This window comes from Corynebacterium sp. c7Ub_26, from assembly GCF_053760365.1.
In genome coordinates, this window is record NZ_JBSNBL010000001.1 from 84,911 (window position 1) to 101,676 (window position 16,766).

General features: G+C 58.8%; 15 protein-coding genes. 10 read left to right on the plus strand and 5 right to left on the minus strand.

All coding sequences use genetic code 11. The features are described from left to right. The first annotated feature begins 31 nt into the window (after positions 1–31). From ACWORE_RS00380 to ACWORE_RS00395, 4 genes are all read left to right on the plus strand, one after another. Entirely contained in the window at positions 32–1,801 is a 1,770-nt protein-coding gene (locus ACWORE_RS00380; protein WP_455301987.1) for an MFS transporter, read from the plus strand. A gap of 132 nt (positions 1,802–1,933) precedes the next feature. Further along, on the plus strand, positions 1,934–3,019 hold the full coding sequence (locus ACWORE_RS00385) for an exodeoxyribonuclease III (RefSeq protein ID WP_455302562.1): 1,086 nt from the start codon (positions 1,934–1,936) through the stop codon (positions 3,017–3,019). 84 nt (positions 3,020–3,103) lie between these two features. Beyond that, positions 3,104–4,150, plus strand: a complete 1,047-nt coding sequence (trpS, locus tag ACWORE_RS00390) for a tryptophan--tRNA ligase (protein ID WP_455301989.1) — start codon at positions 3,104–3,106, stop codon at positions 4,148–4,150. Between the two features lie 91 nt (positions 4,151–4,241). After that, positions 4,242–5,360: a YhjD/YihY/BrkB family envelope integrity protein gene (locus tag ACWORE_RS00395; RefSeq protein WP_455301991.1), complete on the plus strand. Its 1,119-nt coding sequence runs from the start codon at positions 4,242–4,244 to the stop codon at positions 5,358–5,360. A 204-nt stretch (positions 5,361–5,564) separates the two neighbouring features. Here ACWORE_RS00395 and ACWORE_RS00400 read toward each other — a convergent pair whose 3' ends face one another. After that, a complete protein-coding gene (locus ACWORE_RS00400) occupies positions 5,565–6,491 on the minus strand; it encodes a hypothetical protein (RefSeq protein WP_406604971.1) in 927 nt (308 codons plus the stop codon). A gap of 127 nt (positions 6,492–6,618) precedes the next feature. Further along, a complete protein-coding gene (locus ACWORE_RS00405) occupies positions 6,619–7,611 on the minus strand; it encodes a D-alanyl-D-alanine carboxypeptidase family protein (protein ID WP_455302564.1) in 993 nt (330 codons plus the stop codon). A 59-nt stretch (positions 7,612–7,670) separates the two neighbouring features. Here ACWORE_RS00405 and ACWORE_RS00410 point away from each other — a divergent pair, with 59 nt between their 5' ends. From ACWORE_RS00410 to ACWORE_RS00430, 5 genes are all read left to right on the plus strand, one after another. Next, positions 7,671–7,994 carry a hypothetical protein gene (locus tag ACWORE_RS00410; protein ID WP_406604969.1) on the plus strand — a complete coding sequence of 108 codons (324 nt, stop codon included), beginning with the start codon at positions 7,671–7,673 and terminating at the stop codon, positions 7,992–7,994. A 147-nt stretch (positions 7,995–8,141) separates the two neighbouring features. Next, complete coding sequence (locus ACWORE_RS00415; RefSeq protein ID WP_406604968.1) at positions 8,142–9,560, plus strand: adenosine deaminase; 1,419 nt, start codon at positions 8,142–8,144, stop codon at positions 9,558–9,560. Between the two features lie 309 nt (positions 9,561–9,869). Then, a complete protein-coding gene (locus ACWORE_RS00420; RefSeq protein WP_296136698.1) occupies positions 9,870–10,823 on the plus strand; it encodes a substrate-binding domain-containing protein in 954 nt (317 codons plus the stop codon). Further along, entirely contained in the window at positions 10,820–11,884 is a 1,065-nt protein-coding gene (locus tag ACWORE_RS00425) for an ABC transporter permease (protein WP_455301994.1), read from the plus strand. The genes ACWORE_RS00420 and ACWORE_RS00425 overlap by 4 nt, the downstream gene beginning before the upstream one ends. Continuing rightward, entirely contained in the window at positions 11,881–12,717 is an 837-nt protein-coding gene (locus ACWORE_RS00430) for an ATP-binding cassette domain-containing protein (protein WP_296136481.1), read from the plus strand. Before ACWORE_RS00425 ends, ACWORE_RS00430 begins: the two co-directional genes overlap by 4 nt. A gap of 26 nt (positions 12,718–12,743) precedes the next feature. Here ACWORE_RS00430 and ACWORE_RS00435 read toward each other — a convergent pair whose 3' ends face one another. From ACWORE_RS00435 to ACWORE_RS00445, 3 genes are all read right to left on the minus strand, one after another. Then, positions 12,744–14,174 carry a hypothetical protein gene (locus ACWORE_RS00435; RefSeq protein ID WP_455301996.1) on the minus strand — a complete coding sequence of 477 codons (1,431 nt, stop codon included), beginning with the start codon at positions 14,172–14,174 and terminating at the stop codon, positions 12,744–12,746. Positions 14,175–14,237: 63 nt separating this feature from the next. Continuing rightward, positions 14,238–15,428, minus strand: coding sequence for a C40 family peptidase (locus ACWORE_RS00440; RefSeq protein ID WP_455301998.1), 1,191 nt, complete (start codon positions 15,426–15,428; stop codon positions 14,238–14,240). 3 nt (positions 15,429–15,431) lie between these two features. After that, positions 15,432–15,788, minus strand: coding sequence for a hypothetical protein (locus ACWORE_RS00445; protein ID WP_406604963.1), 357 nt, complete (start codon positions 15,786–15,788; stop codon positions 15,432–15,434). Positions 15,789–15,929: 141 nt separating this feature from the next. Between ACWORE_RS00445 and upp the strand changes: the two genes are divergently transcribed. After that, positions 15,930–16,568, plus strand: a complete 639-nt coding sequence (gene upp / locus ACWORE_RS00450; RefSeq protein WP_455301999.1) for a uracil phosphoribosyltransferase — start codon at positions 15,930–15,932, stop codon at positions 16,566–16,568. Positions 16,569–16,766 lie beyond the last annotated feature (198 nt).

Sequence of the window (16,766 nt, forward strand, 5' to 3'; positions counted from 1 at the left end):
CGACGTCAAGAGAAGAGGAAGTGTGATGCCTGTGGGGAGCCTTATCCGTAGAGCCGTCGACATTTTTCGCGACTATATGGACGCAGACAACTACATCATTGCGCCACGCGCACTGACCGAACCCGTCGCCACGGGAGATACTCACGCATCAGATGGCATGGAGGCTCCGAAAGAGCCGTACGCGATGCTTGTCCACCAGTCGCTGAGTATCGACATTGATGACCACCCACAGGTCCACGGCAACGGATATTCCCTTGACGACGCAGAACCGGCCGACGAGCACACAGCGGCCGGGCATGGTGCCGAGCACGATTCCCCCCAGGAGAAAGCCGCCCGCAAAGCGGCGAAAGCACAGCAACGTCGCGATAACCGAGCCCGCCGCGCCCAGGTACGCAAAGGGGTCGTCGCCCGCAGCACCATGGCCAGCAAGTCGGCCGTCGCAAAGAGCACGCAGGCGTCGAAGAAAGCCGTCGCTAAAACTGCTCACACCTCCCGCGCTGCTGCTGTGAAAACTGGACAGGCCTCCCGCCACGCCTATAACAGCAGCAAGCAGGTCGTCGTCGAGCGCATACCAGAGCGCAAACCGATCCCGAGACAAACCGAAATGGGATCCCGACGTGCTCTGTTCGCCCTGATCGCGCTCTCTATCGGTGGGTTCGGTATCGGCACCACGGAGTTCGTCTCCATGGGGTTGCTGAAGTACATCGGTGCCGACTACGGCATTTCCGACGGTGCTGCCGGACGTATCGTGACCGCCTATGCGATGGGGGTCGTCGTCGGAGCGCCACTGATCACCGCCCTGACCGGCAAAATTCCCCGCCGGCGGCTTCTCCTCCTGTTGATGGGGGCGTTTACCGTCGGCAATGGTTTGAGTGTTTTTGCTCCGAACTATCCCTTCCTGATAGCAGCGCGGTTTATCGCGGGTATCCCGCATGGTGCTTACTTCGGTGTGTCCTCTCTGGTTGCGGTGTCGCTGTCCAAGCCCGGTAAGCGCGGTCAAGCAATCGCCATTGTGAACCTGGGGTTGCCGATCGCGACGTTGATCGGCGTGCCGCTCGCGCAGGCGATTGGCCAGGCCATGAGCTGGCATTATGCGTACGCCATGGTGTCGTTGATCGGACTCGCGACCTTGGTCTCTATTTGGATCGCGCTGCCGCACATGACCCTCATGTTGACGACGAACCCGTTGACGGAGCTCAGTGCGCTCATTAAACCGCAGGTGTTGCTCACATTGCTCATGGGCACTGTCGGTTTCGGCGGCATGTTCGCCGTCTACACCTACATATCGTGGACGATGACGGAAGTCGCTGGTCTGCCGGCAAGCCTCATGTGGATCGTGTTGATGTCCTATGGCGTCGGCATGATTATCGGCACCTGGTTCAGCGGAAAGTTGGTGGACTACAACCCGGAGCGTGGAATTTTCTTTTCGCTCATCGTGATGATGGTGATTTTGACCGCGTTCTTCTTCACCTCCCACAACCCGTGGCTCGGCACCATCAACTTCGCGCTGATCGGAATGTCAGGATCGCTACTCACCCCGAACCTGCAGTCCCGGCTGATGGACACGGCCGGTGAGGCGCAGACCCTCGCGTCCGCCCTCAACCAGTCCGCGTTGAACCTCGCGAATGCTGGGGGAGCGATGGTCGGCGGCTGGGTCGTATCCGCCGAGTTCGGCTACTCCAGTGGTGGACTGGCCGGTGCACTCATGGCACTGCTGTCCATGATCGTGTGGGCGCCCACCGCGCTGGTTCGTCAGCGATCAACTGCTTCGGTCCAGCATGTCAAGGTTCCGGCCAGCTAAAAACGGCAGTTAAGATGGCGTGAATAAAGGCGCATAGATGTGTCCCAATAATTCTCGACGCTGGCCACTGACCAGGCTTATTGCTCTGACGTCGGATGCCCAGATGTAGTCGTGTCCAGCGCATCCGCTACGATGTCCGACATGCCTCCCCACAGTGCGCCGATAAAACCCAACGATGACAACACCCGCGGGCACCGCAATTCGTTTGCCTCGTCCGCTGGATCGTTTGCCGATGCGTCGCTGACTGTCGCATCGATTAACGTGAACGGTATTCGTGCAGCCGTCAAGCACCGGTCAGAAGAGAACCTTGGCTTCCATGAGTGGTTAAAGAACGCCAACGTGGATGTTGTGCTCCTCCAAGAGGTGCGGGCGTCGGAAAAGCAGGCTGAGAACGCACTCGAACCTGCCCTTGACGACGGGTGGTCGCTCACCGTGGCCCCGGCGGCAAGTCGTGGCCGCGCCGGGGTGGGGATTTTGTCGACGTACCCCGTCGACGACGTCGAGATCGGTATCCCCGATTTTGAGGACGCTGGCCGTTGGATCGAGGGAACGATTCACGCCGGTGAGGGATTAGGCGATGTGCGCCTGGCGTCTCTGTACCTCCCGAGCGGTGGCTGGAACGAAAAACAGGACGAAAAGTACGCGTTCTTGGACTCCCTCGCTCCCGTGCTGGAACAGCGGGCGGAAAAATATGACAAGATGCTTGTCGCCGGTGACTGGAACATTTGTCACCGGCGCGAAGATCTAAAGAGCTGGAAAGGCAACCGCAAGAGAGCGGGGTTCTTGCCTGATGAGCGCGCTTTCATGGACTCCATCTTCGGCCCGGGGCCTGGTGTGACGGTCTCTGAAATCAACGACGCCATCGAGGCACCCAGAGGTGTGACGTTGAGTGATGGCCGACGACAGGGCAACGCCGGAGCAATCGGTGACTTCTTCGCATCGAAGGACTACAAGCCGTCCGCGGCGAGCCTCCGAGGTCCGGCGAGGGATCCGAAATGGATCGACGTTCAACGCTCATTCCACGAGAACGAAGAAGGCCCGTACAGCTGGTACACCTGGCGCGGGCAGGCTTTTGACACGGGCGCTGGATGGCGTATCGACGTCCATGCGGCGACACGGAGTCTGGCTGACCGGGCGGTCGCTGCTCGCACGGACGTCGCGGATACTTATGATCTTCGCTGGTCGGACCATTCGCCAGTCGTCGTCGGTTTTAAATAGAAACATGTGTGTCATGCGCCCGATATCGAAGGCGTTCGATGGTCGGTTGCAAAAACGCGTGCGGTAAGAAGTACTGTAAATTCCATGGATAGTGAGAATGAACAACAAAGCGCACAAGAACATAAGGCTCGCGTTGTCTCGGGGTTGCAACCGACGTCAGATTCGTATCACTTAGGTAATTATCTGGGTGCAGTCCGGCAATTCATTAAATTGCAGGATAACTATGACGCTTTTTACTTTATCCCGGATCTTCACGCGATCACCGTGGATCAGGATCCGCAGCAATTGCGCAAGCGTACGTTATCGGGTGTTGCGCAGTTGTTGGCTTTGGGGATTGATCCCGACCGGTCGACGCTGTTCGTGCAGTCTCACGTTCCCGAGCATGCGCAACTCGGGTGGATCATGACATGCCTGACCGGGTTCGGTGAGGCCAGCCGCATGACTCAGTTCAAAGACAAGTCGTTGAAGCAGGGGACGGAGCGGACGAGCGCTGGTTTGTTCGCGTATCCCATGTTGATGGCTGCCGACATTTTGCTGTACAAGCCGGAGTTGGTTCCTGTGGGGGAGGATCAGCGCCAGCACATGGAACTCACCCGAAACTTGGCGCAGCGCTTCAATTCCCGTTTTGGTGAAACGTTTGTTGTTCCCGACGGTTTTATTCCGGAGGGGGCGGCGAAGATTTACGATCTTCAGGAACCGACGTCGAAAATGTCGAAGTCCGGATCGAATCCTAAAGGGATTGTTAATTTGCTCGACGATCCAAAAGTGTCAGCAAAGCGAATCCGTTCGGCTGTCACCGATAATGATTCCGAAATCTGCTACGACCGCGAAAACAAGCCGGGTGTCTCGAACCTCCTTGTTATCCAGGGGGTGCTGACAGATAAGGACCCCAAGGAACTCGCGGCAAAATACCAAGAGTCCGGCGTTGGCTATGGCGAATTGAAGAAGGACACGGCGGAAGCCCTTGAAGCCTTCACCACTCCGCTGAAAGCCCGTTACGAAGAATTCATATCTGATCGGGCGCAATTGGAGAAAATTCTTGCCGACGGCGCAGAGCGTGCCCGCTATGAAGCACACAAAACTTTGCGTAAAGTGCATAAGAAAATTGGGTTTTTGCCAGAAAGCAAATAACCCTAAGAGACAATACGAGAGAACAATACGAAGCGGAGTCAGCCGCATTTTTGGCTGAATCACAAGCTGAAACCATAAAGGAAGGGCTATTGTGGCTCCAGCGAAAAACGCGGCAGACAAAAATACCGGGCGTGCGGACGAATACACCGGCATGGAACGTTCGCACGACGACGAGCTGAGCAAAATGGAAAAGGCTCGGCTGCGGTTCCCGTGGTTCGACCACCTCATGTGCATGCAAGACCGCTATAGCGAACAAGGCGGCAACCACTTTGCGGCGGGGATCACGTATTTTTCCGTTCTCTCCCTCATCCCCATTATGTTGATCGTCTTCGCCGGCTTCGGTTTCGTTCTGGCGGGGAACGACGCTGCCATGGACAAAGTTGAGCAGCAGATCCTGGAGCTGGGTACGAGCGGTCTTAAAGACACGCTGCAAACGCTGGTGGATACAGCCGTTGAACGGCGCAGCTCCATCGGTGTTATTGGTCTTTTGACCGCACTTTGGACCGGTCTTGGCTGGATGGGCAACCTTCGTCTCGGCGTCTCGGAGATGTGGAAGGTGAAGATCGCCCCGGACAATTTCGTGAAGGGGAAGCTGTCAGATCTTATCGGCCTGATCGGGCTGTTGGTTGCCTTTGTGGCGGCCTTCGTCGTGACCGCTATTGGCTCATCAAGCCTGACCAAGAAATTCCTGGAATACATTGAGCTGGATTCAGTACCGGGGATTCATTTTGTGACGTGGTTGGTTGCATTCATTGTTGGTTTGCTCGCCAACTATATTGTGTTTGTTTGGCTGCTGAAATTCCTGCCGAGGGAAAAAGTGCCGTGGAAATCGGTGCTTCAGGCGGCCGTTATCGGTGCAGTGGCGTTTGAGTTAATTAAGCAGTTCGGTGCGGTATTCATTTCTGCCACGTTGAACAATCCCGCGGCCGCCGCATTCGGGCCGGTTATCGCCATCATGGTTCTCTTCTACCTGATCTGGCGCGTTGTGCTTTATTGCTCGGCGTGGGCCGCCACGACTCAAGAATCTCGAAAAGTGGTCGACGTTCACACCCCGCCGCCTGCGGTTATTTCGATCCGCGGGGCAGAGGTTGATGAAGATTCATCGACGACGAAGAAAGCTGGTTTGGTTGGCATTGGTGTCCTGGTTGGGGTTCTAACAGTTGGTTCGGCGATGCGGAAAGCGCGCGGTAACAAGAAGAACGACGCGTAGGGGGAAGGTAGGCCGGATACGACAGGTACGGCGGCGACGTTGGCCCGGTCGGCGGCGTCGATCGTCGTCGGATATGTCGGGTGAGGCCTTTTAACTCCATATACTTCTGCGGGGCGCGATGAATATAACCATCGCGCCCCGCAGGACTCATTATCGGGCGATACGGCTGCAGTAGTTAGCCGGTGGCCCTACTGCATGGTGTTTTTACTGTGCTGGTGCCGGGGCCTGGTGGGCAACGCTCGGAGCTCCGAGCTGTGTACCCGTGTTGATGAGCACTTGGTCGAACTGATTGACCGTGGATACGACGACGGCCTGGCGTGTCAGCTGAGCAGTTTCCTGGGCCGCTTGAGCCGTATCCTGGACTGTTCCAACAGCTGTCGCGAATTGATTACCGGCTACCTGGGCCGCGTCAGAGACGTGGTGGATGACTTCGTTTGCCTGAGCCGCCCGAGCGTCGATAGATGCCTGGTTCTGTGCAGCACGGTTGTCGACGGACGCGTGCGCACGGTCAGCTACACCATCGATTGTTTGGTTAGCCACAGACACGGCGTTGTCGACGGCGGCACCTGCAGCATTGTGGACGGCGAGTTGCGCACCAGCGAAGTTGTTGGAAGCAGTGGCTGTGCCCTGCGTGACAGTGTCAGCGATACGTGTGCCGACAGGATTGTGGTGGGCCTCTGACTGCTCCCGCACCGAGTTAGCCGCGGTCGCAATACGCGTAGCGGTATCGGCGTTGGCCTGAGCCACCGTGTCGTAGGTGCTGGTCAGGGAATCGTAGACCGGTGTGACAACGGTGCCGACGAACTCTTTAGCCTGGCCGTGGATGGCGTCGATGCGATCATTTTGCTGCGCAGCTTGAGCAGCGGCGGCTGCAGATCCCTTAGCAGCTTCGGCCTTGACTAGCCGGTGAGCATCGTGGTGAGCACCGTCAATGGCCGACGCAAGTGCCGTGTCAGCCGGGTGCTCAGGCATCGACGTGGGATGTGCCGTGGCCACATTAGCGCCACCCAGCACCAAGGCTGTGGACGCCATGATGGCTACTGACGAAGCCCCTACGCGACGCGTCCGAGTGGAGACACCGTGATGACCAAGAGTGGCGGTTTCACGGGGGGACGATGATTTCGTATCCATACCTGACAACTTAATCACTGCGACGTTTTAACGTAAACAGAATGCTCAACTATGCACCAATTGTGATAAAAAGAATAAAAATAACGATTTGTTCACGATGTGTGAATCCCGGGTATGAGCGCAATTATCACTTCCGACGGCGCCCGCGCCGAACACTCCAGATCGCGCCGGCAATAACGAGCACGGCAATTCCAGCCGTTATAGCAAACGCCTTCGGGTGTCGGCGCAGCTCGTTTCCACCATGTGACGCAGAGTGGTTCTCCTCCGCACTATCGCCACTAAATCTTTCATTCTTCCCCACTTTCTCGGCAGCAGGGGAGCCGACTAGATACCCCACGGAATCATGAACGGGCCACGCCGCGTCAAGAAGCCTCGTGGCTTGATCCCACCCTTTTCCGGCAGCGTTGGTGGCGTTCAGCTCGATGACCGCTAGTTTCCGCCCGTTACGCTCTGCGCCACCGGAATACGTGTGGCGGGCGTCGTCGGTAAACCCGGTTTTCCCACCAAAAGCCCCTTCATAGTTAAAGAGCATCTCATTGTCGTTAGAGATTTGGAAACCAGGATTATCTGGATAGCCGGGAAAACCAACGAGTTTCGTATTGACTATTTCGTTAAACGTCTTGTTGTGAAACGCTTCGCGGTACAGCAGCGCCAAATCGTAGGCGGATGTTTGTAGCCCCGGCGCGTCGAGCCCCGAATACGACGTCACCAGCGTGTCCTGCGTACCCAACCTCTCGGCCCGTTTTTGCAAGTCAGCCAGGACTTTTTTCTCCCCACCCAAGGTGCGCATGAGCAGATGAGCACAGTCATTACCGGACCGCATGAGCAGTCCCTGCAACGCCTGCCTCACCGTATATTTCCCGTCCGAACCAATTCCAGCGCGAGAGCCCTCCATATTGGCATCCTCTTGCGTCGTTTTGAGCACCTTGTCCAGCGGTAAACGATCAATGGCTTCGCGAGCTAACAACACTTTAAAAATGGAGGCAGGCCGGTACCGCCCATGTGGGTCCTTGGCGGCAATAACATCGCCCGAGTCGACGTCGTAAATAAGCCATGATCCGACAGTGAGTCGCTCAGGAACCTTAAACCCCTCCGGGGCAATGACGCCGCAGGACTGCAGTTTTTGCCGCCCTCGGGGTCCGTGTTGACCGGCATGGGGGTGGGGCTGGTGCCACCGGGTTGGACCGTTTCGGACTCATCGACGGCCGGGGAGTGTGCTCCCGGAAGGGACAAGACTCGGTGTGGAGAGTCGGATCGTCGGGTAGTGGCTGGTCAGGGGGTGCTTCGACGGGGATCCAGTTCGGGTCAATCGGACGAGTTGGGGTCGTCTCATCCTGGGCTAACATCGACACCGAGGGGGCCGACGCCGCAGCCGGGGTTGCCGCTGCTGGCGGTGTGGCCAATCCCGTCCCCGGCATAAACGAGGTGAAGCCCAGCGCGATGCTCACCGTGCTGGCCACGATGGTTCGCCGGAGAGTGGTCGGCGATTGTGCGGACCGTTGAGGATGGGGAGCAAAGCGCTGGGAAGCCATAATCTAGCATCTTAGGAAAACTAGGCCCTGAATATATATGACACTTCGGAGTGCAGCCAGTTTGCGGCAATGTTGCGGCCTCGACGGCATGTCCTACCCATCGGCTAGCCTGAACCCTATGGCAATGAACGCGCAGAAATCACCGTATTCCGCCAGCATGGGGCCGCGCCCATCGATTAGTCCGGATCACAAAACTCTCGATCGCGACAGGGTCGCCCAGCTGCCCAAGGTGGAGCTTCACGACCACATCGATGGTGGTCTGAGGCCTTCCACGCTACTCGACCTTGCTCAGCAGTCTGGCTACTCCGGGTTACCCGACAGCATCATGTCTCAGCCCGAGGACGCGCGCGCTGACGCATTAGAGGAGTGGTTCCGCACGTCCGCCGAATCGGGGGATCTCCCCTCGTACCTGCAATTATTCGCCCACACCACCGCCGTCATGCAAACGGCCGACGCTATCGAGCGCGTGACCCGCGAAGCCGTCGAAGACCTTGCCCGCGATGGCGTTGTGTATGCGGAACTCCGTTTCGCGCCGGAACAGCACCAGGAGCAGGGGTTAGATCTTCATTATATTGTCGACGCCGCGATCGCCGGTGTTCGGGCTGGTGAACAGAGTGCTGCCGCGGAGGGTAATCCGATCGTCGCGCGGCTCATTCTGTGCGCGATGAGGAATAACAATCGGTCCACGGAGATCGCGCGCCTCGTCGTCGATAATGCGGGTGATGGGTCCGGATATGTTGTCGGCTTTGATTTGGCAGGCCCGGAAGAAGGGTTCTCGGTCCGTGAGCATGCTGAAGCATTGGAGCTGCTTCGTGAAAACCTCGTTCCGTTCACGATCCACGCGGGCGAAGCAGACGGAGTGGGGTCGATGAAGGACGCATTAGCCCTGGGTGCGTCGCGTATCGGACATGGTGCTCGCATTTACGAAGATTTCGGCGCTTCCCTCGACGGGATCGAATTGGGCCCTGTGGCTGCTCGAGTTCGTGACCGCACTGTTGCCTTGGAACTGTGCCCGACGTCGAACCGTCAGACCGGACTGGTCGACTCGATGGAGGATCACCCCTTGTCGCTTTTGTATGAGCTGGGTTTTACCTGCACCGTGAACACAGATAACCGGACAGTGTCCGGCACGACGATGACCGACGAGATGCTGCTGCTCGGCGAGTATTTTGACTTCGGTTACGACGAGCTGCTGCATCTGACCCTGAACGCGATGGATGCAGCATTCCTCCCCCTGCCGGATCGGCAGCGCCTGGCTAGAGATCTGATCATTCCGGCGTATGAGGAACTGGTTGGTGATCCTGATATGAGGGGCACTAGCCGAAACGACGGCTCCAGCCAACACGACGATGGTGCTGACGAGCACGATCCTGAGGGGCACTCGCATGACCACGCTCATGGAGCCCACGAGCATAACCACTCGGGCGCGGGCATATTGAATATCGATCTGGGTGATTTAGGCCTTGATGACATTGACGGACTCGCCGGTCTGGACGGATTGGATTTAGGCGATCTCGGTTCAGATAAGCGCGAGTAATCGTGACAAACGCGAATAACACGCGGGAATAACGAAGCCGAAGCGAGCTACAGGGCGTGGGGGCAAAAGGGGGTAAAAAGTGACGCTAACTGGTCACAGCTATCCCTGTTCAGATTATCTGAATCGTTCAACACCAGCAGAAACAGATTTGACCACCCTCACTGAGGAGGGTGAAATAGCGAGATTGATCAGACATGTCCGTTATTCGCAGCCGCGGGTGACGGGATCTAACCAGTGACACTCATAAGGATCGGGATACCTGTGCACCACCGTGTCTCTTACACCGTTCGACGGTGTGCCGTCGCCCTCGTGGTTGGGGCCGTAGCTGTTGCGGGCGCGGCATGCTCGTCCACCGGCGGAGCGCCCCGGAGTTCCGGGAGTTCCGGCGGGGGAGGAACCGTCGATACTCCCCGTATGACGGTGGCGATGGTCACCCACGGTGCGCCCGGGGATACCTTTTGGGACCTCGTGCGAAAAGGTGCCGAGGACGCCGCGAAAAAAAATAACGTTGACTTCCGGTATTCGTCCGACCCTCAAGCGCCGAACCAGGCCAACCTGGTACAGAACGCGATCGACTCCAAGGTGGATGGGATCGCTGTCACCATGCCGAACCCAGAGGCCATCGGGCCCGTCGCCAAGAAGGCCGACGATGCGAAGATTCCGGCAGTCGGGTTGAACGCCGGGATGGACGTCTGGCAGAAGTACGGGCTCAAGGGGTTCTTCGGCCAGGACGAGAAAGTCGCCGGGGAAGCTGTGGGCGACAAGCTGAAAGAACAAGGCGCCCGGCACACCTTGTGCGTCATTCACGAGCAAGGCAATTCCAGCCAGGAAGCCCGCTGCGGTGGCATTAAAGACAAAGTGAGTACGGAGATCCTCTACGTCAACGGGCAAGATTTGCCCTCGGCGCAGGCCACCATCGAATCGAAACTCGCGCAGGATCACAGCATTGACTGGGTGATGGGGCTGGTTGCGCCGGTCGCCCTCCGCGCGGTGGATGCAGCTCGCGACGCAGGGTCGCAGGCCAAAATCGCCACCTTTGACACCAATGCGGAACTAGTCAACGCCATTAAATCGGGCAACGTTCAATTCGCCGTGGACCAGCAACCGTATTTGCAGGGATACATGGCCGTGGACTCGTTGTGGCTGCACAAACGCAACGGGACATCGATCGGAGGCGGCCGTCCGGTGTACTCGGGACCATCCTTCGTTGACTCCTCCAACGTGGATTCCATTGCGGATGCTGCTAAGGAGGGTCTGCGATGACGACAGCGTCTGAATCTGTGCCGGCCACTGAATCCGCACCGACGTCTGAATCGTCCGTACCGACGCGTCGGCCCCTATGGCAGCGAACCCTCATGAGGCCGGAAGCAGCCTCCATCTTGGGTGCTGTCATTGTCTTCGCCTTATTCATGGCGGTCGCACCGTCATTCCGCTCCTTCGCAGCATTCTCGACGGTGCTCTATGCGTCGTCGACCATCGGCATCATGTCGTTGGCCGTGGGCTTGCTCATGATCGGCGGCGAGTTTGACTTATCCTCCGGCGTGGCCGTCACCACGGGCGCGCTCGCCGCCACCATGATGAACTACAACTGGCACCTCAATTCATGGACCGGTGCCGTGCTGTCACTGCTGTTCGCCGTGGTGGTGGGCACCTTCAACGGTGTCTTGGTGATGAAGACGGGGCTGGACAGCTTCCTCATCACCCTGGCTAGTTTTCTCATGCTTCAGGGCCTCAATTTGGCGATCACGAAGTGGGTCACCAACGCGGTCTCGACGCCGTCGATCTCGGACATGCAGGGCTTCGGCAGCGCCAAAGACGTGTTTGCGTCGTCCATCACCATCGGCTCGGTGTCGGTGAAGATCACGGTGCTGTGGTGGCTCGTCTTTGTCGCCATCGCGACTTACGTCCTGTACTCCACTCGTTTCGGCAATTGGATTTTTGCCGTCGGCGGTGACCACGACTCGGCCCGCGCGCAGGGCATCCCCGTGACTCGGGTCAAAGTGCTCCTCTTCATCGGGGTATCGGTCGCCGCGTGGTTTGTCGGTATGCACACGCTTTTCGCCTTTGACTCCGTCCAGGCGGGGCAGGGCGTCGGCAATGAGTTTTTGTACATTATCGGCGCCGTCATCGGTGGGGTGTCGATGAAGGGCGGGAAAGGAACCGCGATCGGCACGGCTATCGGCGCGTTCATTTTCGGCATGATCAACCAGGGCATCGTGTACGCGGGCTGGAATCCCGACTGGTTTAAGTTTTTCCTCGGGGCCATGCTGCTGCTGGCGGTGCTGTCGAACCGGGCCATGGAGAAAAGGAACAGCACACGATGACTGATACCCATATGCCACCATCCGCAACCCCGTCGACCGAGTCACGGACCCCGATTCTCGCACTTGACGATGTCACCAAGGTATATGGGACGCATGTAGCCCTCTCACATATGACGCTGTCGGTCTATGCCGGCGAGGTGACTTGTGTGTTAGGTGACAATGGTGCTGGCAAGTCAACGCTGATTAAGACGCTATCGGGCCTGCACAAACCCACCGAGGGGCGTGTTCTTATCGACGGCGAGACCGTTGCTCTGAAGTCCCCGAAGGACGCGATTGCCCGCGGCATTTCCACCGTCTTCCAGGATTTGGCGGTGGTGCCGGATATGCCGGTGTGGCGCAATTTCTACCTCGGACACGAGGTGGTTCGTGGGCCGAATTGGCTGGGCATGGTTGCTCCCTTGGACGCGGAACACATGAAAAAAACCACCGACACTGCGCTGAAGTCGATGGGCATTGATCTACCCGACGTGACGGTCCCGATTTCGACGTTGTCCGGTGGGCAGCGCCAAGTTGTGGCAATTGCCCGAGCGGTTCACTTTGGGGCGCGCGCGATCATTCTGGATGAGCCGACTGCCGCGCTGGGCGTCAAGCAATCGGGCATGGTTCTGCGATTTGTTCAGCAGGCGAAGGAACGGGGACTCGGCGTTATCTTGATCACCCACAATCCTCACCACGCCTATTTGGTGGGGGACCACTTTGTGCTGTTGGGGCACGGCCGCATGCAGTTAGATGCGGGCCGTCAGGACATCACGTTGGAGCAGCTCACCGCGCAAATGGCTGGCGGTGAGGAGCTCGAATCCCTATCCCACGAGCTTGGGCAGGTCCGCGCCTAGTCCGCGCGTGGGTTTTAGGCTCGTGCCTAGGACTTGCTGAACCGCTCGCTCAGTGTTTCCTCCAGACGACGCCATCCGTCGGCCTCGGTGTCATACGGCGCCGAGGGGAGGTAATTCGACGACGTCCCCAGCATGTACGAGATGTATTCTTGCAGCTCGGGCACCGCGAGGAGCACGGAGTTCACGGCGTCGTCCTCTGCCCAGTCGGAAGCGTCGGCAATGACCTCGTAGGCCTGGCCGAGCTGGTCGGTGTCGACGGCGTTGGGCCCTTTGGCGATGGATTCCGCCAAGTTAGTGAAGACGTAGTTGTTCGTGGGGTGAGTCTCTACCTTGAGCTCACCGACGTTGGCTTTGTCGACAAGTTCTCCCCAGGTGGAAAACGTCGCCAGGTCGTGGTCTTTATGATCGACGATCCAGCGGCTGAGAGCGCGCCCGGACGTGAACGTGTAAATCTGGCCGAACTTGCCGAGGAACACCGGGCGGTCGTTGATGTAGCACCGAAGGGCGTAGAGAGTGCGCCCATGCATCACGATAGTGATCGGATCAATACCGACGGACGCCCAAATGGTGGAGTCATAGGGGTCGGTGGCCGGCGTGGAGCTGGCCTCATCGTTCTCGGCCCGTGATGCTCGCTCCGCGGCCACCTCTTTTTCGTGGTCCTCGCGTGCAGCAATAGCGTCGTCGATGCTGCGCTGGGCATTGTTGATGGAATCGGTGGGGTTGTTCCCGGGGATGGCGGGAGTGACGAAGACGGGAGCGGTACGCCGTGTAATCGCGCCAGCATTGCCTGCCGTGTCGCCGGTCGAAGCGCCGACGGGGACGCTTGTTCTGGTAGACGAGACGTTCGCAGCATCGCCGGACGCGCCAGCGGTGTCGTCGTTGACGGCCCCGTCGTCGAAGCCACCGTTGTTCACGGCTTCGTTGTCGAGGGCGTCGAGGACAGGGCCCCAGTTGGAAAGAATCGTTTGGCCGATGGCAGACCATTCGCCATTGCCGTCGTCGCCAGTGAAGTGCTCAGCTCCGCGGCTGAGGTTGGAGAGCAGCGAGTAGCTGTTGAAGAAGCCGTTGATGCGGTCGATGCCGCATACTCGCCCGAGGGAGCGTGCCATAGCTAGGTTTCGCTCGACTTTGTCGACGGAGGCGTAGCTGGGTTTTTCTGCCAGCATGGCGGGAACGGCGACCAGGTCGTAGACGTGGCGGGGCGTGGGGACAGCCTGTGATTCCGCGTCCTTATGTAGAAACGCGCGCCACTTGGGGTGCTCGGCGAGGTCGATGGGTGCGCCGGAGTTGATATACGCCAAGAGTTCGGCGGGCGAGGTGAAGAAGTAGAGGCTATCGTCTGACCCGAGAAACGCCTGCCATTCTTCACCGTTTTCTTTCCAGGACGGTGCCCATAGGGTGTAGTACGTTCCGCTGGTCAGTTCCAGTTGGACTGGGATTATGCTCTCGGTGGCCATGACCCCTCATCGTAGCGTGCCTTATCGTTAGTGCTAACAGGTCGGGTGCGTTAGCGCCGGCAGTTACCCCGTGGGCCGGTAGAAGCCGAGGAAGTTCATCCCCATGTTGGTGGTCCGTAGCGGCGAGGTTTGGACGGGATCACCTGCTTCTATCATCATGCCGTCGCCGACGTACATCGCGACGTGCCCATCCCACACCACAAGATCACCGGGGAGAAGTTGGTCTTGGGTGACCTGTGTGCCGACGGTTTGCGCCTCAGCGAGCCGCGGAATGTCGACTCCTGCTTGGGCATACGCCCAATGTGTGAGCCCTGAGCAGTCAAGACCGACGCCGGGGGTGTTTCCTCCCCATTGGTACGGTGTTCCGATGGCACTGCGCGCGGCTTCTACCGCTTGTAGTGCTTGGGGTGAGGCTCCGCTGGCCGACGCATGTGATGGTGGCGGTGGTTCAGCAGGTGGTGCCTGGGTGGCTGGTGGCTGAGCGACCGGCGGGTGATCGCCTGGCGCGGGAGTCAGCGCAGGTGTCGATGCGGACGCTGCAGCCTCCGGTGACGCTGCCGCAGCATCGTTCGCGGAGTTGAGCACTGGTGAGGCTACGGCAGGGGCTGTCTCGGATGTCGACGGCGGATCGGGCGGGATGTCCACCTCGCACTGCTGGAAGGCAGGCGACGGTTCCTCCAACAACCGCTGAAGCACTGCAACATCGCCTTCGAGTTCCGTGTTAATGCGCTCCGCTGCGTTATCGGCCTCGTGTCGTGCTTCTGCAGAGGCCTTTTTCAACGCCGGCATGATCCCGGTCCCGGGCTTGACAGGGATCGGGCCCAAGAGAATAGGGATGCTCATACTTCCAGTGAGCAGTGACGTCGCGGTCGTGAGATATCGGTTAGCAATACCGGAGATATCGAGCGCACCTTTGATAATGGTGCTGGCTATGTGGATACTCGCGTGCGACGCTTCCTCACCCGAGCATCGGAGCGATTCCGCGCCCTTGGTAGCACGATCCAGTCCGTCGTGCCACTCGTTTCCCGCCTCACCAACCAGGGCACTATCAACAGTTGACGTGCTCTCTTTCCACGGCCCGGATAGCATCGCGCCGAGTTCGCGTCGCGTGGCGTCGAAAAGCGGGTAATGGTGAGTGAAATCTGGCAGTGGCGTCTCCGGGGTGATTGGGAGTAGGGACGTGATGTAGTGAACGGTATCTTCAATGAGCGCTGCGGCCTCAGATGATACAGGTGAACCAATAAACGAAGGCATGAGTTATCGTTGCCCTCCCTCGCGGTTACCCGGAATCGTGCTGGTCAGCGATTTCATCCGCACGGCAGCCACCGTGTCAGAATGATCGACGGCATCGGCCAGGGTCCGCGTACCCTGCGAGATTGATAACAACGATTCGTTGAACCGTCCGAGTTCGTGTCTGAGGCGGTCATGGTTCTGTCCCAACAACTCGATAGCGCGCTGAAGAGTGGGTATATGAGGGGAACACTTGGCAAAGCCTGGGGGATTGGCCTCATGACCATCGCGCAGGCGGCTGACAGTATCTGCACACTCGGCCAGTTGATCGGCGGCGGTGCGTAAAGCGTCAGGTTGGGCGGTAATCGAGCCGGTCTCCATCATTGCAGTGTCCTCCTGTGTATCGGTCGAGCCAGAGACGTGCGAGGTGCGCCAGGCGTGCCTGCCGGGCTATGTGACATTTCTCGTGCGGTGGGGTTAGACGCGCGAGTTTCGTTATGGTTCCCCACAGGTAAGCTGGTTTTTATGGAGATTAGGGTCGTTGATCATCCGTTGGTGTCGTCGAGGCTGACCATCATGCGCGATAAGCGCAGCACAAATGATGTTTTCCGCGCGGCGTTGTCAGATTTAGGCACGATGCTGGTGTACGAGGCCAGCCGAGATCTTTCAGTGGATACCTTCCCCGTGTCCACCCCGGTAGACCAGGCTGATGGATTCCGCCTGACCGAGCCCCCCATTATCGTCCCGATTATTCGCGCCGGGCTTGGCATGGTGGACCCCGCATTGTCCATGATTCCCGACGCCCAAGTGGGCTTTATCGGCTTGGCTCGCGATGAGACGACGCACAAGCCTGTGCCCTATTTGGAGGCGCTGCCGGATGACCTCGCCGGCCGCGCGGTTTTCCTCGTCGACCCCATGTTGGCGACGGGCGGCTCGCTGCTCCATGCGATCCGTCTGCTGGCCAGCCGGGGTGCGGACGACATCACCTGCATCTGCATGGTGGCCGCCGAACCGGGGGTGCAGGCGTTGAAGGATGCCGATCTTCCGGTCACGCGGTTGGTCACGGCGACGATCGATCCGTCGTTGAATGAGGATGCCTACATTGTTCCTGGTCTAGGGGACGCAGGCGACCGTCTGTATGGTCCCCGCAATATCGATCTTTAGCTACAGGCACGATGTGTAGACACTCAGCCTCGACGGTCTACCCCTCTTTGTGGCGTCGGGGGTGTCTGCTTTTAGCCCGAACCAGGGTTATGTGTGGGGTTTAGTTTATTCTGAAAGAGACGAGCTGCGCCTTGACGACGGCCGTAGTGAGCCTCGCGCATGTGACCGTGTGCCGGGTTCGGTCCTTGTCTCTGGGCG